At 57.2% G+C, this 25,226-nt stretch carries 17 protein-coding genes and 1 pseudogene; 2 read left to right on the forward strand and 16 right to left on the reverse strand.

Features of this window, described 5'->3' with window-relative positions:
- Positions 1–203 precede the first annotated feature (203 nt).
- Positions 204–1,022 (reverse strand): annotated as a pseudogene (locus tag Thiofri_RS17795) (GDP-mannose 4,6-dehydratase).
- A gap of 189 nt (positions 1,023–1,211) precedes the next feature.
- Entirely contained in the window at positions 1,212–1,523 is a 312-nt protein-coding gene (locus Thiofri_RS17800) for a Uma2 family endonuclease (RefSeq protein WP_009147536.1), read from the reverse strand.
- 232 nt (positions 1,524–1,755) lie between these two features.
- Between Thiofri_RS17800 and Thiofri_RS17805 the strand changes: the two genes are divergently transcribed.
- Positions 1,756–2,331, forward strand: coding sequence for a hypothetical protein (locus Thiofri_RS17805; protein WP_009147535.1), 576 nt, complete (start codon positions 1,756–1,758; stop codon positions 2,329–2,331).
- 229 nt (positions 2,332–2,560) lie between these two features.
- Here Thiofri_RS17805 and Thiofri_RS17810 read toward each other — a convergent pair whose 3' ends face one another.
- Complete coding sequence (locus Thiofri_RS17810; protein ID WP_009147534.1) at positions 2,561–3,985, reverse strand: undecaprenyl-phosphate glucose phosphotransferase; 1,425 nt, start codon at positions 3,983–3,985, stop codon at positions 2,561–2,563.
- A 434-nt stretch (positions 3,986–4,419) separates the two neighbouring features.
- On the opposite strand from Thiofri_RS17810, the gene Thiofri_RS17815 reads away from it, so the two are divergent.
- Positions 4,420–6,840: a tetratricopeptide repeat protein gene (locus Thiofri_RS17815; protein WP_009147533.1), complete on the forward strand. Its 2,421-nt coding sequence runs from the start codon at positions 4,420–4,422 to the stop codon at positions 6,838–6,840.
- Between the two features lie 104 nt (positions 6,841–6,944).
- Here Thiofri_RS17815 and Thiofri_RS17820 read toward each other — a convergent pair whose 3' ends face one another.
- The 13 genes from Thiofri_RS17820 to Thiofri_RS17880 form a co-directional block, all read right to left on the reverse strand.
- Positions 6,945–8,243 (reverse strand): TIGR03790 family protein, encoded by a 1,299-nt coding sequence (locus tag Thiofri_RS17820; RefSeq protein ID WP_009147532.1) that lies wholly within the window; start codon positions 8,241–8,243, stop codon positions 6,945–6,947.
- A 72-nt stretch (positions 8,244–8,315) separates the two neighbouring features.
- Positions 8,316–8,972, reverse strand: coding sequence for a hypothetical protein (locus Thiofri_RS17825; protein ID WP_009147531.1), 657 nt, complete (start codon positions 8,970–8,972; stop codon positions 8,316–8,318).
- Positions 8,973–9,372: 400 nt separating this feature from the next.
- Positions 9,373–10,188 (reverse strand): ExeA family protein, encoded by an 816-nt coding sequence (locus Thiofri_RS17830; protein ID WP_009147529.1) that lies wholly within the window; start codon positions 10,186–10,188, stop codon positions 9,373–9,375.
- 57 nt (positions 10,189–10,245) lie between these two features.
- Positions 10,246–11,085, reverse strand: a complete 840-nt coding sequence (locus Thiofri_RS17835; RefSeq protein WP_009147528.1) for a CpsD/CapB family tyrosine-protein kinase — start codon at positions 11,083–11,085, stop codon at positions 10,246–10,248.
- A gap of 8 nt (positions 11,086–11,093) precedes the next feature.
- Positions 11,094–12,872, reverse strand: a complete 1,779-nt coding sequence (locus Thiofri_RS17840) for a Wzz/FepE/Etk N-terminal domain-containing protein (RefSeq protein WP_009147527.1) — start codon at positions 12,870–12,872, stop codon at positions 11,094–11,096.
- Positions 12,873–13,029: 157 nt separating this feature from the next.
- On the reverse strand, positions 13,030–13,485 hold the full coding sequence (locus Thiofri_RS17845; protein WP_040854709.1) for a hypothetical protein: 456 nt from the start codon (positions 13,483–13,485) through the stop codon (positions 13,030–13,032).
- 121 nt (positions 13,486–13,606) lie between these two features.
- Entirely contained in the window at positions 13,607–14,881 is a 1,275-nt protein-coding gene (gene ltrA / locus Thiofri_RS17850; protein ID WP_009147486.1) for a group II intron reverse transcriptase/maturase, read from the reverse strand.
- A 647-nt stretch (positions 14,882–15,528) separates the two neighbouring features.
- The gene (locus Thiofri_RS17855; RefSeq protein ID WP_040854707.1) at positions 15,529–16,236 is read right to left on the reverse strand and encodes a hypothetical protein; all 708 of its coding nucleotides are present in this window, start codon (positions 16,234–16,236) and stop codon (positions 15,529–15,531) included.
- 235 nt (positions 16,237–16,471) lie between these two features.
- The gene (locus Thiofri_RS17860; protein ID WP_143741800.1) at positions 16,472–17,029 is read right to left on the reverse strand and encodes a polysaccharide biosynthesis/export family protein; all 558 of its coding nucleotides are present in this window, start codon (positions 17,027–17,029) and stop codon (positions 16,472–16,474) included.
- A gap of 450 nt (positions 17,030–17,479) precedes the next feature.
- A complete protein-coding gene (locus Thiofri_RS17865) occupies positions 17,480–17,698 on the reverse strand; it encodes a DUF2887 domain-containing protein (protein ID WP_009147525.1) in 219 nt (72 codons plus the stop codon).
- A 171-nt stretch (positions 17,699–17,869) separates the two neighbouring features.
- Complete coding sequence (locus tag Thiofri_RS17870; protein ID WP_009147524.1) at positions 17,870–18,865, reverse strand: Rpn family recombination-promoting nuclease/putative transposase; 996 nt, start codon at positions 18,863–18,865, stop codon at positions 17,870–17,872.
- Positions 18,866–19,248: 383 nt separating this feature from the next.
- Positions 19,249–22,059 carry a leucine-rich repeat domain-containing protein gene (locus tag Thiofri_RS17875; protein ID WP_009147523.1) on the reverse strand — a complete coding sequence of 937 codons (2,811 nt, stop codon included), beginning with the start codon at positions 22,057–22,059 and terminating at the stop codon, positions 19,249–19,251.
- A gap of 7 nt (positions 22,060–22,066) precedes the next feature.
- Positions 22,067–25,225, reverse strand: a complete 3,159-nt coding sequence (locus Thiofri_RS17880; protein ID WP_009147522.1) for a Mur ligase family protein — start codon at positions 25,223–25,225, stop codon at positions 22,067–22,069.
- Position 25,226: the final 1 nt, after the last annotated feature.

Consider the following 25,226-nt stretch of genomic DNA (forward strand, 5'->3'; position numbering starts at 1 on the left):
ATTGGGGATCACCTGCGGCGCGCAAGACGGCCAGCCAGCGTTGCTGCCAGGGCATGCGACAGATCTGTCAGCAAGCTCTTCGAGCTGCCCGGCCTGGCTGATGCGCTCCAGAAGCGATCATGCCCGAGCGTCAGTTCCGGCAACTCATTATCTCAATAAGGATTGGTCAAAAAAACAACGGGACGTCAATCACCGGTTTTTCGCTATTCATTATGGCGATAGACAGCATAGCCTTCACGACTGCAGAGGGCATCGCGTTCTGCTTCTTTCAAATCCTCGCGCATCATCTCGGCCACCAAGTTGGCGAAGCTGATCTCTGGCTCCCAACCAAGTTTCTCCTTGGCCTTGCTCGGGTCGCCGAGCAGGGTCTCGACCTCGGCCGGGCGGAAGTAGCGCGGGTCGACCTCCACCAGACAGGCGTCGGTTGTTTGGTCGTGGCCTTTCTCCTTGACGCCCTCCCCTTCCCACCGGATATCGATGCCGATCTCGCGCGCGGCGCTTTCAACAAATTCGCGCACCGAGTACTGCTTGCCGGTAGCGATGACGAAATCCTCGGGCTGCTCCTGTTGCAGCATCATCCACTGCATGCGCACATAGTCCTTGGCGTGACCCCAGTCGCGCTTGGCGTCCATGTTGCCGAGGTAAATCCGCTCCTGTAGGCCGAGCTTAATGCGCGCGAGCCCGCGGGTGATCTTGCGGGTGACGAAGGTCTCGCCGCGGATGGTGCTTTTATGGTTGTAATGCCGTTGCAGGAGCTTTGCGCGGCTAGGTTATAGATTTCATCCGGTCGCACCTGCTGCATGATGCGGATCAGGCTCGAGCTGTCGGTCATGTCGCCATGGTGCAGCACGAAGCGCCGGTCCACTTGATGCGGGTCCTGATACAGGTGGTCGATGCGGTCGGTGTTGAACAGCGAGCTGCGCCGCTTGATGCCGTGCATCATGTAGTCCTTCTCGAGCAGAAATTCCGCCAGAGTAGGCGCCGTCCTGGCCGGTGATGCCGCTGATGAGAGCTGTCTTCATGGGCGTGTTGTCGCAGGCTTTCTTCAATCGTAGTGCGTTAGGCGCGCAGGCTGTCTTGGTGTTCGACAAACCGTGCATAGGTCTGGGCGAGCCCGTCTTCGAGCGGGACGCGCGCGCGGGTGGAAATTATCCCCCGGACCATAGAGATTGGTCGGCATCACGCTTCTAAAATCCGAGCCATATCGCCGATTACGGGGAAAGGATCTCAATGCACAGTTCAGGGGCTTGTGGGTAGGGTGTGGTATCGCCGTGACGCCCGAGGAATGCCGTGGACATCCAGGCGACATCGGTGACTTTGACACCTTGGTGCGTGCCAATGGAGCATTCTGATGCGATTTCACCAGTATCAAGCCATTCTACCAGCAGACGGACAAGGCGCGCCTGCTGGATGGCGTGACGGTTGGATGCCGGGCTCATCAAAATTTTCCCTCGGGCATCTAGCTCAATATTATAGGGGAGATTGCCTAGGCTTGGGTCGCTGATCACGTCGGACCATTGCATTTATCGGGTTTCCGAGCGAGGGGTTGTGGCTTTGGTCTATTGCCGTATCCTCATAAAGTATAGTCGCAATCACCGGAGTCGGTTCAGCCGCCGTCGGCTTTGCACGGCTCGAGCCTGTTTGACGCGAGGATACGCACTCCCTCGCTGTCCTGGGATTGCGGGGACTGAGGTTTCTCACGGGAGCCGAGGCAAGCGCTATACTCCTGTCAAACAATCAAATATGGAGGCCACGATGTCTGCCGCACAGCCCTCGCTCGATGACGTTTGGCGCTTGTTTCAGGAGACAGATCGGAAGTTTCAGGAGACTGGCCGGCTGCTGAAAGAGCAATCACAGGAGACCGATCGGAAATTTCAGGAGACGGACCGCAAGCTGAACCAGCTCGAAAAGCTGTTCACCAGTCAATGGGGCCTGTTGATGGAATCGCTGGTGGAGGGCGATCTGGTGAAAATCCTAACCCAGCGCGGCATTCCCATCGCCGACACCACGACCCGACTGAAAGGCAAACGGCCAGACGGGGGAAACTACGAATTTGATATCCTCGCGCACAACGGTGCGGAGATGGTGGTGGTGGAAGTCAAGACCACTTTGCGCCCGGAGGATGTGAAAGACTTTATGCGCAAGCTCGATCAGCTAAAAACATGGCTACCACGCTATGCTGGGAACCGCATCTACGGAGCGATGGCGTGGCTGAGTGCCGATGCGGGAGCGGAAGCCATGGTGGAAAATCGCGGGCTGTTTAGCATCCGGGCGACGGGCGATTCGGCCTGCATTCTCAACGCGGCGGAATTTCTCCCGCGCGCTTGGTGAGTATTGGGGCTCGGTGGGCATGTAAGCGATGCGGCCTTTTTGAACATGGCCACCCAGGATAGAGGATAGGTTCGGCAGCCGAAAGGCACTGCGCGAGCTTGTCCTCCATGGGAAGCGGTGACACGCTCTGACACGGACATTGATCGATGCTAGCCCCGCAGAGGCGCTGGGGCTTGGGTGAACGCTGATTTCGCGCGGGGGCCCTCGGCGCCAAATGAGGGAGCCTCGATTAGTAGGCATCCGCGTCGGCTAACACGCGGATCGCGGTCAGTGCGATGATCTTTAGATCGAGCCACAGGGACCAGTTGCGGATGTAGTCCATGTCGTACTCCACCCGCCTGCGCATTTTCTCGGTGGTTTCTGTTTCACCGCGCAGCCCGTTGACCTGCGCCCAACCGGTGATGCCAGGCTTGACTTTGTGTCTCAGCATGTAGCCGGGGATGAGCCGGCGATACGCTTCGTTGTGAGCTACGGCGTGCGGCCGGGGCCCGACGATGGACATGTCCCCGCGCAGCACATTGAGGAACTGGGGCAGCTCGTCAAGCGAGTAGCGGCGGAGAAATCGCCCGAGGTTGGTGACGCGCGAATCGCCCTTGGTGGCTTGGGTGACCTGCGCGCCGTCTTCGCACACCCGCATGGTACGAAATTTCAGCACCGGGATGACACGGCCATCGCGGCCATAGCGCTTTTGCCGGAAGAATATCGGACCAGGGGAATCGAGTTTGACCGCGATCGCGATCACGGCCATGGGCAGGGCAATTAGCACCAGAGCGATCAGCGCCAGAACAAGGTCCTCAAGGGACTTGAGCCAGCCATCGGCGCCATAAAAGGGCGTCTCGCGGATGCTTAGGGTAGGAAGCGGGCCGAGGTAAATCCACCGCGAGTGGAGCAGGTCGAAGGTCATTCGGTTGGGGACATAGTGGATGGAAGCGGTGGTATCGGAAAGGTCGCGGATCAGATCGGATATCCTTTTCTCCGCCTTGAGCGGTAGGGTGATATACACAAGATCGACAACTCCCGTTCGGGCAGACCCAATCAATGCCTTGAAGTTGCCACGAAAGAGATCCTCGCGCGTTTCCTTCTCGCTGTCTCGATTTAGGTTGCGATCATCGTAAATGCCCACCAGGCGCAGGCCGAGATCGGGGTTGTCCTCGATGACGCGAATCAACTCGGCGGATTCGTCGATGGACCCGGCAATCGCGGCCTGCTTGATATTCCGGCCAGACTCGTAAAGCTTCTTGGAAAAATGAATTCCGGCGTAGCGCCAGGCAAACAGAAGCAAAGGTACCGCGAGAAACCAGCAAAGGGTAACAAGGCGTGAGAACTCATTGGAGGTTTGGGTGATAAAGGCGACAGCGGTAAGCGTCGCCGCAGTCGCTCCCCAGGCAGTGGTGATGGGCCAAATGAAGCTGTCGGCGGGTTGCCCCCGTCGGGTGCCAATGGCTCCCGCGGGTTGCGCGTAGATGGCAAAAATCAAACCGCCAAGCAAGGCGGCCATCCAGTAGTGGATGTCCCAGCTCGCGTTGAGGAGGGCCGCGAGAACGACGAGCGAGAGCATGATGATGCTCGCGTCGGCCAGCCAGAAAAACAGCGTGTTGGTGGGGAAATCGCCCCGCGTATCTCCGCCGAGTATCGGGGGTTGCGGGGCGGTCATGGCAAAAAACTAATCTGGGTTCGTAGGGCGGAATCCAACGCTAGAGCTAAGACCTCACTGCCGGGGCAAAGCGCGTGCCACTCAAACCGCTGGCCAATGGAAGCTGTTGACGCGAGCATCATTGAAGTTCGCCATTCCTTTGGGTTCCGAGTCGCTGCGAGAATGTTAAGGGAAATTAGCACGAATCTTGAAAAAAATAAAACCTGGCGTCAAGGTCGGATAAAGCCTAAAGCGCGAAAAACCGCTAACCATCGACATGGCTTTCGCAGGGGATGGGACTGCTGGACAGTACCGGGATTTTTCGTCATTCTTGAGGACTGAATCCACACTCGCACGGAGAGTTCCTAACCATCCGGGCCGGGGGGCTGATCCGCCCACCTGATTCGGCGCGGCTGAACGCGCACCCTCTGAATGCATCCATGGAATCGCTTGAAATGAAAGCAAAGATAAAAACTGGCCACTCGCTGCGCACTCCGTCAGTGCTCGCCACCCTAGCCGCCGCTGTGTCGGCGTTGTTGATCGTCGCCGCGCTCTCCGCTTGCAGCGCCGAGGAGACCAGTGCGCGCTATGTTGAGCGGGGCATGGCGCTGTTCGAGGAAGGCAATCTCGAGAAGGCGCAACTGGAGTTCAAGAACGCCCTGCAAGTCGAGCCCAAGAACGCGCGCTCTTGGTACATGCTGGGCCGCGTCCAAGAGGGACTTGGCGAGTGGCGCAAGGCCTTCGGCAGCTACTCGCGCGCGGTGGAGATCGATCCCAACCTGGCCGAGGCGCGGGTCCGCAAGGGCCTGCTGTTGCTGGCGGCCAATCGCTCCGAGGACGCGCTGGCGGAAGCCGAGACTGTGCTTGCCTTGGATGCTGAGAACGCCGAGGCGCTAATGCTGCGCGGCGCCGTGGCGCGGCGGCAAGGAGACTTGGGCGCGGCGGTTCAGGATGTAGAGGCCGCGCTGGCGATCAATCCCGAGCAACGCGAGGCATTGGCGCTGCTGGCGCAACTTCGGCTCGCGCAGGATGACCCGGCGGCCGCGATCGCGCTGCTCGAGCGGGCGCTCGCCGCTTACCCGGATGACCTGGAAGTCCAGCTCATGCTTGGCGGCGTCTATGAGGCGCAGGGCGATGTCGCGCGGGCGACCGCGGTACTGGAGCGAATCGTCGCGAGCGAGCCCGAGGTGCTCTCCCACCGGGTGCGCCTCGCGGGCTACCTGGCCCAGCACGAGCAGCCAGACAAGGGCGAGGCGGTGCTGCGCGAGGCGATCACGCTGATTCCCGATGACAGCGCGCCCAAGATCGCCTTGGCGCGTTATCTGGCGGAAGTGCGCTCGGCGGACGCCGCCAGCGAGGCGTTGCGCGAGATGATTGCCGAGTACCCCGATGAATTCGACCTTGGCCTCGCGCTGGCCGAGTTGCGCGCGCAACAGGATGATATCCAAGGGGCGCGGCAAGCCTACGAGGACGTGGCCGAGCGGGCGAGGCTGAACGCCGCCGGGCTGACCGCCCGCGCCCGCCTGGCGACACTCGCGGTGGCCGAGGGGCGCATCGACGAGGCCCTAGCGCTGGCCGAGGAGGTGCTCGCGGAAGAAAGCCAGCACGAGCAAGCCTTGTTGGTGCGCGGCGCCATCGCGCTGGATCGGGGCGACACCGCCCAGGCCTTGGCCGATACCCGCACCATCTTGCGCAATCGCCCGGAATCCCTTCCCGCCATGCGCTTGTTGGCCCAAGTGCATCTGGCCAAGAATGAGCTCGCGCTGGCGCAAGAGGCCCTGCGCAATCTCATCGCCGCCGCCCCGGATGAGCCGCGGCCCTACTTTCAGCTGGCCGAGCTACAGGCCAATAGCGGCGATCTCGAAGGGGCGAAAATGACCCTGGATGACCTGCTCGCGAAGGTGCCCGACAGCATCGAGGCGCAGAGTGCCCTGGCGCGGATTCAGCTCAGCAAGCGGGATTGGCGCGCGCTCGGCGACACCGCGGCGATGCTGCTCGAGCAGCGCCCCGACCACCCGCTAGGGCACTATTTGCACGCACTCAGTCTGCAAGAGCAGGGGGATCTGGAAGGCGCCAAGGCCGAGTTGGACCAGGCCTTGGCAATCGCGCCCAAGGCGCCGGAACCGCGCCTGGCGTTGGCGCGGGTGCAGATGGCGCTCGAGCAGCCAGAGGCGGCCGAGGCGACAGCCAAGGCGCTGGCGACCGACCTGCCGACCAGCATTGCCGCCGCCGAGCTACTGGGGCAAATTCAGGCCGCGCGCGGGCAGGACGAGGCGGCCGCCGCCACCTACCGGGACATTATCCAGCGCCATCCACAATCGCCCACGGGCTATCTCGGGCTTGCGCGCGTGCAGGAACGCGGCGGCGATCTCGACGCGGCCACCGCCACGCTCGAGCAGGGCGCCGACGCGACCGAGCGCAATGCCTTCCTGCTCTACAATCTCGGCAACCTGATTCAGCAATCCGGCGGCGATGCCATTGCTGTGTATCAAGAGGTGCTCGACAAGGCGCCGAACGCCGATGTGGTCGCCAACAATCTTGCAATGGTGCTGCTGATGCAGCCCAATCTCGACGAGGCGGGAGCCGCGCGCGCGCTAGAGCTTGCCAAGCGCTTCGAGGATTCCGAGCAGCCCGTGCTGCTGGATACGCTCGGCTGGGCCTACTACAAAAGCGGCGACCACCAAGCCGCGCTCGCGACGCTTAAGCAGGCAACGTCGCTTGGCGAACCCTTCCCGGAGCTGGAATACCACCTCGGCATGACCTACCTCGCCCTTGGGCGCGACGATGAGGCACGAGCCGCCCTTGAGCGCGCCCTTGCTGATGGCAGCCGCTTTCCTGGCATTGAAGAAGCGCGCGCCACGCTGGAGCAGATCTAACGCCCGTGGTCAGGGCCAACCCGGAGGATGAAGCCTGTTGTTTCACGGTAATCGCCGTCCGCGCAAGCGGCGAGGCATTTCGGTCCGCTTGCCAGGCGGAATTCTCAGGGTGCTGCCGGCACAATCCGGTAGAAAAGCGCATCGTCCGCCGGGAGCTTCAGCACCAAGGGCGCGGCGCCCTTTTTCATGAAGGTGGCGCGCTCCGCGTAAGGTCCCAGCGGCTGGAGCGCGCTTTCGAGTCGATAGCGCCCGGGATAGAGTGCGTGGGTGGTGAGGTCCCAGTGATCGGCCTCGGAGGCGTTCTCGGCCCTCTGGTGGTCAATGCGATAGCCGCCGTAGGGCCGCGCCAGCGGCTCGCCGATGAAAATGCCCTGGCCGGGCATGGCCACGCTTTTCCAATAGGCCTCGATGGCGGTCGCGCCCTGGAGGTAATTGGCGATCAACACCGCTGGGCTGGGAAACTTGGCCGGGAAGTTGCAAGGCTCCGCGACGGCGCCGTAACTCGCGGTGGCCCCCGCCTCCAGCCAGCGCAGGGCGCTCATCTGGCGGCTGCCAGTCAGCACGCCGCCGGCGGAGGTGAGGTGATCCGCGATGGCCCCTGGCCGATAGGTATTGGTATCGATGTCCGGCACCCGGGCCAGGCCGGTGAAATAAAACAACACATCCGGGCGATAGCGAATGGCATTGGCCTCCACCTGGCGCAGCCGCACGATGCCGCCAAGACTGTCGATCATGCGCCCATATTGCCGCGCCCGCACGTTGCGGGCCACATCATCGGTGCTGACCAAGTAACCCGTCCCCGTTGGTCGGGTCGCGTCGGAGGCGATACCACGCTCGACCAGTCGCTTGATGTCATCGAAGTTCTCCCCCGCTAGCGCCATGGTGGGTCGCCAGCCATAGTCATCCTTGGGCGCCCGGCTATTGGTGGCGAAGTAGGGGTTCGGGCGGGTGAGCTTGCAGCCCTTGGCGCAAAACGCGCGATCAAAGCCAGCGGCGAAGGCGGTGGTGATGGACATACATTCGACGCGGTAGGGCTCGGTCCAGGTCAGAGCGTAGGCTTGAACCTGCTCTGGCGTTTGTTGTTGGACCTGTTGATAAATCTCGCCAAAGGTGTCCGCATCCAGAACCGGGCCGGGCGGGATTTTAACGCGAATCAGGTTAGCCTCGGGTATTCCGCGCCGCGCCGCATAGTAATCCCCGACATGGCGGCTGAGAGGGTCGAGTTCATTGATGACGAGCCCGAGCTGGTTCGGGGTCAGCGCCTGAGATGGCAGGCTGATTCGCGGCGGCTCCGCCGCTTGTGCAATATTGGTGGCGGTTATGAGCAGGGCCGTCAGCGCGAGGCGCAAGGCTCGCTGAATGGACCACCGGGTGGGATTCGGGAAGACGTGGTCGTGGGTCAAAGGGACAATTGTCTCGCAAACGAAAACGGCCCCGATTGGGGCCGCGGATTAAGCGTGCTGGAAGACGACGACTCAGGCTTTCCGGCGGCGGTAGCCAGCAAAGCCGAGGCCGGCCAGGGCAGACATGAATAAGGGGAGCGCGGCAGGGATGGGCACCGCACTCGCGGTGATCCTCACGCCCATGTCATTGAAGTCAGTGTCAGGCCCCGCGCCGCTATCATCAAGCCAAAGTACAAGTAATGAACCGTTGTCTTCTGTGGCGGAAAAGAAAATCGGAGCGGGTCTTCTGTCAAAATTCGAAAGGTTTGTGAAATTCGTCACTGTAACTTGGCTTCCGCCGTTAGCAAGGAATTTAAAGCCAAATTCCCCACTGTTTAACGAGGTGGTTACCGTCGTGCCGGTATCCGTTGAGTTGTTTGTGAATATCGAATTACCGATCGCAAACTCGAATTCGTTGTTCCAACCGGCATTTTCCCCGAGAAATTCGACCGTAAAGGCGGTCGTGCCTGCGCCGGTCCAAGAGACGTCAGCGCCCACCCAGCCACCACTGTAGGAATGTGAACCGATGGCCGAATCACCTGAGCCGCCGGACACAGTTAGGGCTCCATTATTTACGCTACCAAAGTTTTGCGTCGCCGAGCCGTTTGTATTCAGCACAAAGGCCGCGAAAGCAGGTATCGATGCCGCAAAAAGTGCCGCGCCGCCAAAAAATTTAAGAGCTTTTTTCATAGTTGGGTCTCCCAATCCGTGCGACCGCACTTTGCGCCAGCGCTCTTTTGGTGCGGCTGAAGCAGCCCAAGAAAAACCGATATTGAGGTCGGCTCAGCTTCGATGGACTTTATGAATGGTCTCATTGAACCCCCGGCTGCCGAATTTTTGATCGAAAAACAAAGGCTCTGAAGTGCCGTGGCAGGTTGAAACGTTGTTTCCGCTGCCCCATCAGTGACTCACGCCTGCGGCTGAGAAGACGATCAGATTAGCGGTTTCTGCTGACACTGTACTAAACGGCGCATTTCTCTTAATTATAGTGATGAAGGTCACATGTTCAATGCCGCTCGTCGGATAGCGCCCCCGGCCTCGACAGCAGTCGTCAGATAAAAACCGGGACACTGACGTGGCATCACCCTTGCTATCCTGGCGGCTCCCGGCCGGTGCGATCATTAATCACGGCCTCGACGTGGGGGGTATCGATCCGTTTCGCGCTGTCCCTGTAGCCGTAGACCAAGGCCATGTCGCAGAGGACGTTGATCAGACGCGGAACACCACCGGAGTGCGCGTGAACCATTGCCGCAGCGGCATCGGTAAACAAATCCGGGTTTCCTCCCGCGTGTCTGACGCGGTAACGGATATAGATGGGGGTTTCTCGGTCTCTCAGCGGGCTGAGATGAAAACTCACAACCACACGCTGTGCCAATTGCTGCAAGTCCGGGTGCTCCAGTTTTTGCTTGAGCCCGGGTTGGCCGACCAGCAGAAGTTGCAGCACCTGGTCTTTGTCCGCGTTGATGTTGGAAAAAAGGCGCAGCTCCTCGAGTGTCTCGATGGAGAGATTTTGCGCCTCGTCCACAATCAGAATTGTGTGTTGACCGCGGGCATACTCGCCGATCAGAAAGTCCTCCAGGGCCTCGTGCAGCTCGACGGGCCCCATGTCCCGGTATTCCTGGCGAAAGGCGAGCATCACTCGCTTGAGCAAGTGTTCCCGCATGTTGGCGGTGTTGGTGATGAGGCCGACAGTGGCGCGCTGAGTCAGCTGGTTGAGCATTTGGCGAATGAGCGTTGTTTTGCCGCAGCCAACCTCCCCCGTGATGACCGCAAGCCCCGCATTGCTGACCACCGCGTACCCCAACAAGGCGAAGGCCCTGCTGTACTGGCGACCTGGAAACAGAAAGCTCGGATCGGGCAGCAGGGAGAAGGGCTTTTCCTTGAATCCGTAGAAATTCTCATACATGGTGGGCGCCTAAGACATCGCTGCGCTGTTTAGCATTCCGGCTCATGGGCATTGCCGCTAATAATACCCGTCGCCGGACGAGTCGCCGTCCGCCTTGTTTAGCACCACGCCAAGAATGCGTTTGCCACCGAGTAAATTCCATGCGCGCCTGAGGTCATCGCGGGTTGTCCCACCAGCCTCGACCACGAGCATGATGGCATCAATGTAGGGGGAGAAGGCCAAGACATCGTCTCCGGCCAGCAGGGGTGGCATATCAAACAGGACGATGCGATCAGGATAGCGGGTCTTGAGTTCGGTGACGAGACGGACCATTCGCGGCGTGGAGAGCATCTCGGAGGAGTTGGTGAAGGAGCTGTGCCCTGGCAATAACACGAGACGCTCGATACCAGGATTGACGAGGATCTCGGCGAGTTCGCGCTGTTCGAGCAGGTAGTCGCTGACTCCGGGCAAGTCGGCGTCGGTGAAGTAGCGAATCACCGATGGGCGGCGCAAGTCGAGATCGACAAGGAGTACGGTTTGATTCACCTCCCGGGCGAGGCTAATGGCGAGGTTGATGGATGTGAGCGTCTTGCCACAACCAGGTCGCGGGCTGGTGATGGCGACGGCGTTCCATGCGTTGGCGCGAAGCCGCTGCAAGATGCGCGTGCGCAAAACATTGTAAGCATCCACAATGGGGCTGCGGACCTCGTTGAGCAACACGCGCTTTGCGCGAAGCTGTTCCGGGTCAAGGCTCAAGCTGCGCGTTTCTGTATAGGACACTTGCACGCCGGGACCGGCGGGCTTGGTCTCCTGTTCTTGCGCAATCACTTTCTGCGTCGACAGTACAGGGACGTCAGCCAATTGCGCCGCCGCGCGCTCAGCCCGAGCGCGCTCTAATGCTTGCTTGATCCGCTCCATGATCGATATCAGCTCGGGTTCGGTGTTTCGGTATGCAACAGGCCAGCTCGATCAAGGACTTTGATCCAGAGCACATCGAGCGGCATCACGAATTGATGGACAGCGGCTGTTGCTAGTACCACACCCAGAATGCTGCCGAGAACGGCGATCAGTCTCCGCCTGGTGCGCCGATGGACGTCGGCTTCGGTCTCGATGAAAGGGATCACGGCCAAGGGCGGCCCCATGGTGATCAGCTCCACATCGCGGGCGTTGTGCACGCTCTTATCCAACGCCTCCTGGAGCGCGAGATTACCGACGCCGCCGCCAAATGCAAGCACCAGCCCAAGGAAGGCGATCGCCAGCCGGTTTGGCTTCGCCGGCTGCTCAGGCAGTCGCGGTGGTTCGATGAGGGAGAAACGCTCCCCTTTGCGCTCGGCCTCCATGGCCTCGCCGAGTTCGGCCGCCACCAGACGTTGCTTGACCTCGCTATAACTCGACATGGCGTTTTCATGGTCGCGCGTCAGGGCCTGGTATTCAAGCTCGATTCTTGGGCCCTTGGCGATGCGCTCTTCCAAATCGGCAAGCTTGCTGCGGATCTCCTCGCGAGATTCCTGAAGCGAAGCCAGCTCTACGACGGCCGCTTGCAATTGGGCTTGGAGTTGAATGTAGGCGGGATTGTCAGCGTCGATCACCCCGGGAGAGTTCGCCGAACCACCCTGCCTTGCTTGCGCGAGCTGCCGTTGGGTAATCGCGATGGCGCCCGTCTGCGCTTTCACGTCGGGATGCTCGGTCGAGTAGCGCTCGCGCAGGCCCGCCAACTCCTCCTGCTGCTCTTTCAAGGACCGCTCCAGCTCCGCTCTGGCATTCGCGGATTGCCCGACTTGCTGGCGAAGCGTGGCGATCTCCCGTTCGATGCGCATGCGCTCGGGATGCTGACTGGAATAACGCGCGGCCACCGTCGCATACTCCGCCTCGAGCGCCTTGAGCCGATCCGCCGGCCCAAGTACACGCCTGCCATCGGCAGAGAAAAGCTCGCTGTATGGATCGATCTGCGCGAGTTGTCCCTCCAGGTAAATTTTTCGCTCCACTAAGGTGCGAATCGACTGTTCGGTATCGCGCAGTTGATCTTCACTGCGCTGGATGAGTTGCATGTTCAGCGATTTGAGCTCCGGCAGGCTCTGGCCGTGTTCTTCTTTGAATTGAGCGAGTCGCGCCTCAAGCAACGAAAGCTTATCGGTTAGCTTGGCCAGTTCTTTTTGAAGGAAGGCCGTCGTCTCTTTGGCGGATTCCTGGCGGTCTTTCAAATTCTCGCTGAGAAAAAGCGAGGTAATGTCATTGGCGACGCGCTGCGCCACAGTGGGTGATTCGCTCTCGAAAGACAGCGAGAAGGCGATGGTTGCCTCGCTTGGGCGGCCACTGCGTGGATCGATGACATCGGCACTGATCATCTCAAGCTCAATATCTTCACGCATCTGCTCGACGGCAGAAACCAATCCATAGCGCTGCATCAGCTCGGGATAAAGTTGATAGCTCTCGATGATTTTGCCCAGATTCTCGGTGGTCATCACCCGCTGGCTGATGGTCTGCACGCGCTGGGCGGCATAGCTGGTGACGGTCGAGCGAACCAGTTCGTCGGGGATCTCTTGCTGTTCGATCAGAATGGTGGCGGTCGAACGGTAGGTCGGCGGGAGCACGACTGCGGTGATCATACCGACAATGGACAGCAGCACCGCAGGGATGATGAGCTGCCACTTGCGGCGCTTGAGGATCGCGATATAGTCGTCAAGGCTGAGAAGCTGCTCTTCCATAAGATGGGGGGTCGGCGATCCGGGCGCATCCAAAACCTGAAATGCAGCAGGGGTTGCCGAAGCAACGGCAGACTTCCCTTCACTGGCGGCGAACATAGACACAGAACTAGCGGCTCGATGGGTCCATCAGGAAAGCCGAGCCCTTCAGGCGATCCATTCAGTGCACCGGCGGGGTGTAGCCCAGGTTGAGAAAGACGGCGTTGGAAAGGGCATCCTCTTGTCTTTCCGTATATTTCTGATAACGTAACCGGTAGCTAAGGTCAAGCTGCAACCATTCCCCGAGCTGATGGCGCAAGCCCGGTTGGACCGATACGTAGTCGCGGTTATTGCCATCTTGCTCGCCGCCGGGATTACGATTGCGGTAGGCATTGGTATCAAGCAGCAGTGACCAACGCGCGCTGATCGGATAATCCAGCGCCAAACCGGCAGATGTGGTGTTCACCAGATCGCCGCTGCTACTCGGCAGGAGCGCCTGGGAGCCCGAAAGCTCCAGTTTACCGACGTTGAAGCGCTTCTCGACTGAAAGGTCAATCAGGAGCCCGGTGCTGTCCTGACTTTCCGTGCCGCCGAGCGGGCTCGGCGTTTCATACCTGGCGAAGCGCGGGCCAACCAACGCCTCATCACGGTAGGACGGCCAGTTACCCGGCCGCCCCCGTACAGATCCCGGCGTGCGGAACTACCGCACCGGGCTCCTCGAAATGATTCGCTTCGCACGCGGCAACATTGCAGAATACTCAGAAGCTGTGGCAGATTCGTGGTCGCTCAAGCTTGAACACCTTGATCAGTTCGGCAAAGCCCTTCCAGTTGTAACTGCGCCGCTGACTGCGGCGATTCAGCTCCCGGTAGAGCATGCGTGTGACATGGTAGAAAAAGTCACCCAGGCTGTCGGAGTTGCCTCGGATACCGTAGTAATTGTAGTACCCGCGCAGCTTCGCATTGAGAGCCGCGAAGAACTTGTCCTTGTGCATCCGGCAGTGTGCCCGACACCAGTCTCGAAAACTGGCCAGGGAGGCGCGGTATTTCTTCCGTGCCGTGCGCCGTTTGAGCGCGGGTTTTCCCCAACGCCCTCGTCCCCAGCGAAACTCGAATCCGAGAAACTCAAAGGTGCCGTTACGCGTCCAGTCCTGACGCGAGAACCGCAGCAACTGCGTTTTCTCTTGCGCGACTTCCAGCCCGAACCGCTCCATCCGCAACCCAAGCACCCGATAAAAGCGCTGGGCGTCGAACTCACATTCAAACGCGCACACAAAATCGTCGGCATACCGACAGAGGTACGCTTTCCCTTTGCAATGTGTCTTGACCGTGTTCTCAAACCACTCATCTAGCGCGTAGTGGAGATAGATATTCGCAAGCATCGGGGAGATGATCCCGCCCTGGGGCGAGCCTGTCTTGGGATGCTGAACCGCGCCATCTGGCTCCAAAACGCCGGCCTTTAACCACTTGCGAATCAGCCGCAAAAAGGGTTCATCGTCTATCCGTCGCTGCAACAGTTCGATCAGTGTATCGTGATCGATTCGATCAAAGAATGCGCGAATATCCGCCTCGACCAGGAAGTGATAACGCCCGCTTCGCAGCTCGGCGCTCAGGTCTCGCACTGCATCCAGGGCACCAACCCGAGGTCGGTAACCATAGCTACAGTCCAGAAAGTCCTGCTCATAAATCTCTTCCAGTATCTTGGTAACCCCCATCTGGAGCACTTTGTCCGCGATGGCCGGAATCCCCAATGGCCTCAACTTTCCGTTGAGCTTGGGGATGTATCTTCTCAGTACCAGCTTGGCCCGATACCATCCCCCTTTGACCGCCGCCGCCAGTGCTTCTACATTGTCCTGAAGGTTGGCTTCATAGGCGCGGGCATCCAGTCGGTCGACACCGCTGGCCGCACCTTTGTTAATCAGCCGCCAACAGGCCAGAAGATAGCTGACGTTGAGCAGGCCAAAGAGGTTGCGGAATCGATGGGCCTTGTCCGATGCCGCCTTTTTCGCTATTCCCAACAGGGAGGTTTGCTTCATGGTCCAGCCCGTCGTGTCTGGGTGAAGTGTCCTTTGTTGGCTGCATCACTTCGCCGACCCCTTTCCCATGTACGCGGCTCTCCCGCGCTCGGAGTACTATGAGTCGGTCTGACTCCCCATCCGCTTCCGGCGAACCTTCCTTCTCGGTCAGTTGCGCTTCCCCGGTCGGTCGGCTCTAGGCTTCGGTCTAATTCCGTTTCGGGGTTTCCCCCTGTGTGTCTCAATAACCGCATGCCTTACCTCTCCCGCCGGGAGCTGATGGGGTCTCCCAAGTTCTCGACGCTTCTGTGCTTGCATGCCAGGCGCTCGGACCCCGACAGACCCTCGGGACTCTCGCCGTGAACGACCTTAGGGCAACGTTTGTTTTCTCTGTTTGCTGCCTGGTTTCCCGGCAGTGCCACAATATCTTGCCCATCGTCGTTCTATTGAGTCCTCTGTGTTGGCTTCCAGGTCGTTAACCCTGTCGCCGTCTGCTTTAATGCTTTTAACGAGGCTGAAATCGCTTCAGGGTGGTGCGTACACCCCTCTGGCCTACAAGTTTCTCTATGTACGCTTCACCTCTTTTGTTCACGATAGCACCAGTCTCCTGACCAGTGCGTCGCTATCCGCCAGAGGCGCAACACGCGATACGGGTGGGTGGCTAGCCCTTACCCGACCGGGACTTTCACCCGGCAAGAAGCGCCAAGCTTCGCTTGGCGCACTAACGACATACGCTCGGAAATCGCGAAAGCGCCGCCGGTCAGCAAACCGATAGTATCGGAACTCGTCCCTAACCCATCGGCCTCATAGTGGTCGTAGGCCAAGCGGGAGATCAGCTGCGCGCGTTCGCTCCAGAGATAGATCCCCTCAAGGCTGCCGCCGGTCATGCGATAATTATACAGGGGAATCTGACCGACATCCTGGTAAGAAACATCTGTATAGCTGGCGCCGACCCCAAGACTGGCACGGTTGCTGAGCGAGTAACTCCAAGACGGGGCGACAAATAGACGTGTGCGGCGTTTGTTCGTTTGCACGTAGCCCGAGGTTTCCACCTCACTGGTAAGGGTGGAGTCGTATTCGATCAGGGTACTCAGGCCGAAGCGGCTGCGCTCGAGTTGATAAGCCGAACTCAACCCGAGAAAACCGTCGGTATTGTTCAGCTCTGAAACCGCGTCGTAGCGGTGAGAGCTGACTCCGCCGTTGATCGCGACCTCGCCGGCCTCGGTGCGCCGGCCCAGTTTGACCTCGGCGCGGGCGACCGCGCCAACAGAGCTTTGCGCGTCAATGGTTGTCAGTCGCACATTATCGTCGTAGAAACTGTCGACGCTGGCCTTCGGCTGCAGATACCAGTCCTGCGCGGATGCTGATAACGACAACAGCGTGGCAATAACCAGAAGCCCGAACCGGTTTGGTCGCCAGAACCAAACACTTCGGCCCCCAACCAGCTCCCCGAGCCTAAGACGCAAATGCACTACAGTCTTATTTGACAACGCTATCAACCCTTTTTTTCAACTAAATATTAGTTTACACCTCCAAGAATATGAGAAATTGAAATTTTTGCCAAAATATTTTCCGAAAAAACCCGCACGCGAGTCCTTCGGTCAGGGCCGTCTAGGGGACGACGACGACGTCACCCGCCTGCAGCGGAATATTTTGCTGAAGGTTTTTCCCGCGCTCGACTTCCTTGTAATTGAAAGGAATCTGCACCTGCTTTCCATCGACGGTGCGCAGCACCTTAATGTCTTTCCGATCCGCGAAGGGCGTCAGACCGCCTGCCATGGCCAACGCCTGCATCACCTGCACGTCGCGGCCGATCATGAAATCCCCTGGCTTATTGACCCGCCCGAGGACATAAATGCGATTGCCCGGAATGTCTTGCAGACTGACGGTCACCAAGGGATTGGGAACATATCGGGAGACGCGCTTGGCGATAATGCCAGTGAGCTCCTCGACAGTGCGCCCACCAGCTTTGAGGTTACCCACCAGCGGAAAGGAAATCCGCCCGTCCGGGCCAACCAGCACTGGCCGATCCAGCCCTTCCTCGCCCCAAATCGAGATGAGAATGATGTCGCCCGGGTGGAGACCGTAACCCGAGGACTCGAACGTGTTTGCTTCCGGATCGGCCACATCCTCAGCCATCGCAGCCGGGGAAGCCAAGAGGATCGCCATCCCGCACAGACCTAACCCGAGCCAAGTCGCCCCTGGCCCCCATAAACAGAACTGAAGTCTCCGCATAGTGTCACTCCCTGCTATCTGTGGCCCCTTGAAAAGCGCGAACTTGGCCTGGGCTTTGGGACATTTAAAGTTTAGCTTGCGCAGCACTCCGCCGCTTAATCACAGCCCTGGTGCTTACACAAAGCATTATTAACCAAAAATCCGCCTTTGAGAAGGCGATGAGCGTCGCGCAAGGTCTCTGCGTATACAGCGAGTTATCACAAAGCACCGCTCACTCATTTCCTAGCGCCATAAATTCAAGGCGACACAGCGAATCGGTGAGCCGCTCTCATCCACCCATCTGGGGTGCTTGGGAATGTCGGCGGCATGGAGGAAGATCGCGATGCCAAACACGTCCCGCTCCGGGTGTTCTTCCCCGCAGCGCCAAAGTTTGCCGCTCAGATTTTACCGCGCCTTGGCTGAGCGCTGGGCTTGGAATTCGACCACATAGGTCGGCCCGTCATGACCGTCGGGTTCAACCAACCCATCGAGCCGGCGTTCGATGTCTTTGATGGTCAACGAGCAGGCGTTATAGGGGCCTTGCAGTTCCATCCCGCCGCTGAGCACCCGAAAGGCTTCGGGGCCACTGCGCAGAAACAGGTAGATGGGGTGATCGGTCTTCATCGGCGACCGGAGTTGGGCGTTTCGGTCTCGGCGGTCATTCGGGCAGTTTAGGCGATTCTCTGGCGCGGACGGGAGGGCTTAGCCGGTGCCTTTTGCGCCTCGGAGCGCCTTCTTGAGGTGGCCGGAAAAGCGAATTCGGCCTGGTCCCAAAAGTTCAAACACGCTGGCTACTCAATGCAGCACCTCGTCGATACTGCGCGCATCGATGGCACGATCAAACCAGATGAGTAGCGTGTCCGAATCGGCTTCCGTGATCTGGGCAAGGATAGGCTCACTGGGCGGGCCGAATTTGCGCTCGATCAGTCGCAGCAGCGACCGCGCCTGACCTCGCTGTTCGCCGCGCTGTTCGCCACGCTGTTCGCCACGCTGCTCCCCACGCTGCTCGCCACGCAGTTCGCCTTGGGCAATGTATCGGTCAATGAAGGTTTCCATCAGCGGTTCTCCGGGAAAGGTCTGTTCAATCAGGCTGCGCGCCTGATGCTCGTCGAGGCGGCCGGTGCCTTGGACATAGTAACGCAGCAAGGATTCGAGGATGTCCAGCGCGGTGGTATCGCGCCTGATTTTGGCGATCAGCGCCAGCAGTTCCCGCAAGCGCTCCTCGGGCTGATCACTGTAAATATGGCGCAGCGCCAGTTGAATCAGCCGGGACAACACCCCGCCCCTGATTTCCGTGGTGCTTCTGGCTGAGATATCATGCAGCGCATAGCCAAATTGCGGCACATAGGGCTTGATCGACTCAGGCAGCGGGTCGATGAGGTCATGGAAGTACGCAGGGGCGCGCCATTGTTTCTGGCCGTGATAAAGCACCAATGGGTAGATGGGCGGCAGGTGCCTGGCCTTGGGGTTCTGGTCGCGATACAGCTCGCCGCTGGCAACAATGTAGCGCAACAGTTGCAGCAACACCCAATGCTCTGGTTGACTTTTGTGCTCAAACAACAGGTAAACCGACAAGGTACTGCGGCGATAGGGAATTTGGTAAATCAGGTCCGAGTAGATCTTGCGCAGCGCCTCGGTCACAAAGGTGTCGGGCGAGATGACCAGCCGCTCCAGATCAAGATCAGCGAGCAACGCCGGCGGCAGCGTCTGCGCCAGGAAGTCACGCGCGATGACCGGTCGCACGAAGTTCTCGCGGAAAAAGCAATCATGCGGTGTGGGTGTGCTGGCCATATTCGCTGGTTAACACTTGTTGGTTCGCGGATGAGCCATTGGACCGCCGGGCGGAAGCGGCCTTAGAGATGCCTCATCATTCTGTGTTGCCTGCAAAACAATTTCACCCTGGCCCCATAAACACCGCCGGAAAAAAGAATTCGAGCCTGGCCCCAAAAGTACAATGGTTTCGCATCGAAACCATTCAGCATATAGCCTGCATTTTTGCCAAGCTGCTGCCGTACTGGGAAGATTAAACCGCATCCCGTTCAAGATACGTATTTTGACGGCGCCAGGTTCGAAAAAACTACATTCTCCTATTGCGACGCAGTTTAAGATTAAACATTTGTCATTTCGGCGAGAAAATATCCGAACCAGCCCCCTTTTCTCCTAGCTTGTTACCATCACTTTGCGGAGTTGCCATCCCCTATTAGTGATTCTAGTATGATGGGATTGAGCCGATTTTGCTTGTGTAGCATCACAGTAATGTAATGATCCGGCTCGTTGTAAGGAACGAGCCGGATGTTTGATTGTTTGGGAAGACGTTGTACATGAGCATTATCCGGCGGTAATGCGCTGCTATAGTGGATGATGAATCGGGTCGAATTGTTTTGGTGATGTTCGAACAAACGTCCAAGGTCCAAGAATTCAGGATTGATACCATGGGGAAGCTGCCGCATTAGGGTATGCCACCGCTGCTCCCGATGGTGCTTTCGATTTGTCTCATCGAGAAAAACTTGCGGCGAAAAAGCCAGCACCTCGTGAACGAGCCCTTCCAGCAAACAGCCCAGAAGCAATGACATATAGGCTCCCATTGAGGTGCCCATGCAAATCACCTTCTTATAGGGCTTCGATGTGATCAAGGAGCGTAGAAAGTGAATATTGCTTTCCATGTCGCAGGTGAAGGGGCGAATTCCTTTGTGGTACCAACTGTTCTCAGGATCCATAATAAAGATCTTATGGGTATCGACAGTTTCGATAAGCAGCGGGAACTTGTTATAAAAAAGCCCACCCAAATTGCCATAAGCCCCGGAAAATGAAAGAACAAGTATCTTAGCATCCGCAATCTCGAAATCGAAGAGCGAAGTCAGCAGCTTATTGTGTGTTGACCGACCGAATAGCGTATAATCATGTGAAGGTTTCTTAACAAACTGAAAGGTTGGTAAAACTGAATGGTTCTTGAAATCGCGCAATTCCAAAATGTTGCGGTGAAAATCAGAATCGGGGCTCGGCTTGAATCTATATTGCAGATGCGCATCGCACTGCATGACAAGATAGTGACCATCGGTCAGCACGTTCTTTAAAGCGCTGATGTCATTTAACTCAGAATTGCCGTACAGCTTAATCGTAAAATACTGATCCCCCCATTGCTTGGTTTTAAGGGACCGGAGGTTTTCGAGTCCTTGAAGCGTGGTTAAGCGGTTGTAAGACAACGCGAGAACTCCGCCCACGCGCTCAAGGCTGCTCAACTCCTTTAGTGAGCTGAGTCGGTTGGCAGAAAGAGACAGGCTGCCGCCAACCTGAGTTAGCGCCTGAAGCCCGTCGAGTTGATCCAGTCGGTTTTGGTGCAGAAACAACGACGATGCAACACAGCGGACTCCCTGCATGAAAGTGACGTTGGTCAGGTGATTACGAGTGATCTTGACCGCCCCACCAAAGTCTTGGTTGTTGCCGAATAGGGTTCGTAGAAAATCTGCCTTGGTGAGCGCCGTATTGTGAATCTCAATTGATTCTGCTGCGGCCAGCATCCCAAACCCAGAAACCGTACTTAATGTCGGTAGGTTCAGCAACTGCAATGCAGTCCCTGCATTCTCCAACTGGTTCAGTCCGCTCACGTGCTTAAGTTGTGGCAAATTTGAAATCTCCAGTCTGCCAACTGTGCGTAAACAATTGAAGCCCTTCAAAGATGCTATGTCCAATCGACTGAAAATTATCCCTCCCTCAATTAGCTCAAGATTTTCAAAACCACTCAGTGTTACCAATTCTGGACAGGACTCCAGCCGAAGTTCTCCAATGAAGCGCCGCAGAACGCCGAAATGTCGCACATCATCTTTCTTAATACCGGAAACCCGTAGTGCTTTAACTGACAGCGTTCCTGTTATTGGGTCAAAATAGGACGAATGCAGTACCCCATTTGTCTCTTTGACCAAGCTGGCATCCAATCGCTGAAGAACCCGCAGAAATGCTTGAACATTCCAAGCGGTATAAGCCATTTCTCTAGCGTAAGCTTGCACCCGAATCAAAGCGAGAAAGTTTTCAAGCGCGCGCGACGGTTGAGTAACCGACTGCTGCGCACTCGCTAGAATGGCTGCAAAAATAAATTGGTTATTGGTTGGGGAACGCGTCGCCTCCCGCGACCAGTAATGCGAAGCGACCATATCCTTTCGCCAGAGTTGCTGCTCCATTTTTTTGCAGGCACCTTCGCATGCTTCCAGCAATAACCGCACGTAACGCGCTCCGCATTTGTTATTATTGGGGAGTTCTGAACTTTCAGCCAGCACCTCCGGTATATCAAACGCTGGCTGTGGATCGCATAATTCGACCAGGCGATTCCAGAAAAATTCAGCGTCATGCTTGCGGTTTAGCAGCACATCCAAGGCTTCAATATCCTGCGGCAGCTCCTCGGTTTGACCGGTTCCATCCTGCACAATGCTTTGAGCCCATCGCGCAAGCCCTTCCATGAACCATGGGTTATTGAAATGCGCATAGCCATACTGGAACAAATGAAAAAGTTCATGAATTGGAGTTGCGGTTTTCGAGATCAAATTACGATGGACAACAATTCTCAGTGACTTCCCCTGATAGACCGTACCCTCCAATACTTCATGGACATCGTCACGCACTATTCCAGATGCGATACCATACTTCTTGGGAATATCATCAATTGCAATATCAATAAACTTCGCGCCTTGGCGATGAAAAAAGCCTTCCTGCAGCGGGTCACGCAGATTAAAACTCTCGGTTAAGAGGATCCGCGCAGTCTCAAATTTCAGTAGAATACGTGCGACATAATCGGGGATGCCACGCCCTGCTGTGTCAGTTACGTCCAGCGGAGCGTATTGTCCTCTGAGCGCGAAAAAGAACCGCCAACATCCATACGTCACTATACGATCATACGCATCCTTTTTTGTTGGCTCGATGCAGTATTCATTGCTATTTTTCTCGATGAGTTCTAGCAGCGGCGCTTTGCCATCAGCTTTAGTGTTAATCGGCATTGACACCTCAAGAAGAAGGTTTATTCGCCACGGTCGCTACCAATTTTTTTAATAATGGCTCCAATGTTTGAGTATAAAAGTCATTATTCAAGGGATCACGTAGTCTGCAGAAATTTTTTGTATTGATTGGGTCAATCCAGGCTCCACAATCGTAAGAGATCCAACCTAGCCCCCAGTCACGCGGCAAGAATCGAAAAGTTAAGTCCGTTAGTGCAGTGAATCTTTGAGCGGCACTACTTCGCTCAGCTGCCGTCATTCTCACAAGGGTACGACCAGCTTCTTCATTCTCATCATTCTGCCGCCAGCTGACGAAACCCAGATGTAAATTCGTTGTCGCGACCTCGATATGCAATAAGTAGGCTTCGTTGCCATAGTCGTAAAAACTGCCAAACAACTGTTTCTTTTTTAAATTACTTTGTTTTGTAAAGTTTGCAAACCAACGTGAGCAATAATCTTTGGAATAAACGTAGCTCTCAAAACCGCCTGTTTTCATTGCTTCATTGACATTGACCAAACTCCATTGGTTCGTTAATGCCTTGTCAATCTGGGCGAAGAAATCAAAGAGCATAAATCCACAAGCTTGTTCAAATGTTGGGTAGAGCGCTTGAAAAGCCGCAAACGAATGCTCGGGTAGGCCCGTCTGGTACAACGCCTGCTCCAGGCTCAAACCACGATCAACCTCGGCCTGTGTCACCAGACCTTGGTAGAATTCAAACGTCTCCTGGCTCAGCGACTGATCAACAATGGCTGGGTCAAAGCGGCTTTCGTCTTTAAGCGCAAGTAAACGCTCGGAGACGCGCCCGAGATACAAATAGGCATTGCCAATGATGAAGAGCAGATCGCCGCCTCGCACTTCATTGAACAGATTTTGCGCGAGCGCATCCAGGTCATCGCAATGCCTGACAAAGATGGACGGATCTTTGAGTCGTTCGGTGACGTAGTCCATGTAATTGCCGGTCGTGTAGAGCCGGGCAATGCGGCTATCGTTGATCAGTTGCGCCAGCTCGGTATGGGCTTCACGCGTCCAGTCGGAATCTTTCTTGGTGGAAATCCCGCCCACCAATGCCACGATACGGCCATCGATTCGAAAGTTTTTCATATCCGCAAAGGCGGATCGCATGCCCTTGATGGCGCCGCGTCGGCTTTGATCATAAAACAAAACCTTGCCCGAGCGCTTGGGAAACTCAAGGATACGCCCCATTGTTTCAAAAGGTATCAGGCCCGCGTAGTCGCGCGCGGCACGCTGTATGTCATGGCCCAAGTATTGAATCGCGAGCAAAATGCCCACGCTGCCAAGAGGGGCGTGCTGCTGGAACAACGGAAGAAAATAGCTCAGTTCCTCACCATTGATCCGTGCCCTGACATTCCATCCAAATCGCTCGGGAACAAACGTCTGAGTGAGCAGCACGCCATTGTTCAACTCACTGGTTCCATAGGTGAGAATCGGCGTTCCCGGTCGGCGCCGATCAATCTGCGCGATCAGCTTGGGAAAATGATGAATATCGGCATTGACAATACATTTTCCTCCGTCGCGCAAGCCTTCAACCACGGAGGATTTCGCGATAAAGATATTGTCGAGCGTCTTGTGCATGTCCATGTGGTTGGGCCCGACATTGGTAATGAAGCACAAGTCCGGATTCACCATGCGCGCGCGCTCGACGCGCAAGGCTTCGTCGCTGCCAACGGAGACTTCGTTAATTTCGACCTTATCCTCCTCGCTCAACTCAATCAGGGAACGAAGAACCGGAACTTCCGTATTGGCGCTGTTGAGAACGGCATGGGTTTGCACTTGCTTGCTCAACAGATGATGAAACTGTACCTTGGCGCCAGTTTTTCCTTCTGTCCCCGTCACCAGAACGGTCGTGGGGTTTTTCTGCTGGCGTACCTGTATGGCGCAGTTCTTGAATGCAGCGGTTATGTCATCGACCAGGAGGACCGGCACCGGCCATCCGGTTGCATAACGCATGTCGTCGATGACCAGTGCGCGCATGCCTTTTGACAAGATTGCGGCCAATTCACATCTGGGGTCTTTTTTGTCCGTCCTCCAATCTCCAAGAGCCAAGGCGAAATAGAGGTTTCCCGGGCGATGGGTGCCATAGGTTCCAACACCTGTGAACCGCAGATTTGGGTCACAGGAATCCATCAACCACCGCCCCGAGGTGAAATCCGCCAAACGCTCTGGGGTCAGATAAATCTCGCGATGATTGTCGAGACAGCGGTTCACCTCGGATGCCATCTCCAGGAAACGCTTGCGATCACCGGATGCCATGTCTTGGATCGAGAAATCAAATACCCGCATGTCCGGATTAGCGGATAATGCCTTGAATCGCGCCATGCCTTTCTTGACCTCTCCAACCCATTGGGCGTGGGAGACTTCATTGTCGAGATTCGGATTTTCCAGCAAGGTCGGGCTGAAACCATGCCAAAGCAGCAGATGGGTCAGGGTAACGCAACTAAAAGTGCGTGAATTACCATCCGGGAACGGGTGAAGCAACTCGAGTTCGCGCGGAACCAGGGCAATCGTCGCCAGTTTTTCCTCGTCGTTCCTGGCACGCCGAATGTCGCGATTGTAGCGCGCGAGAATCTCCTCCATTTTCGCCACCATCAGCATTTGGACGCTATGCTTGGCGCTGTAGAATTCTTGCAGGGAGTGCCGCCCGTTGATCGCCTCCTGCTGGCGAAGATCAAGGTTGGGATACCAGTTGCGGTAGTTGAGTCGCCCCTCCTTGAGCAGTGCCGCCCAGACGTCATCAAGGCTTAACTCGTCGGCCGGTTTGGCGAAACGGCGGTTATTGAACATGGCGGTGCCATCGCCACGGCGCATGGCGAACACCTCGACGAGATGCTCGTAGGTGGTTGAGGAGGCGAAGAACGGGATGCCTGAATTCAGATAGCGAATATCGCCGGGACTGGATTTGATGTTGGTGGTTTGCACGCCGAGCATGGCACGCTTGTGCAATTCCCGCAAATAGGTCCCTTTCAAACCGGATGACAGATCGAAGTGATCGAGCATGTAGGCAAAGGCACTGAGCCACGCCCGCACCGACCCGCGTTCGCCGGCTTCGTAGCCGACCCAGCCACCATATTTTTTGTGGAAGCGTCCATCGACAAATAACCGCCAAAGCTGGGATCGATCAAATTGCTTCAGTGCCTTGATGCTCGACATG

Source organism: Thiorhodovibrio frisius, from assembly GCF_033954835.1.
Lineage (GTDB): Bacteria > Pseudomonadota > Gammaproteobacteria > Chromatiales > Chromatiaceae > Thiorhodovibrio > Thiorhodovibrio frisius.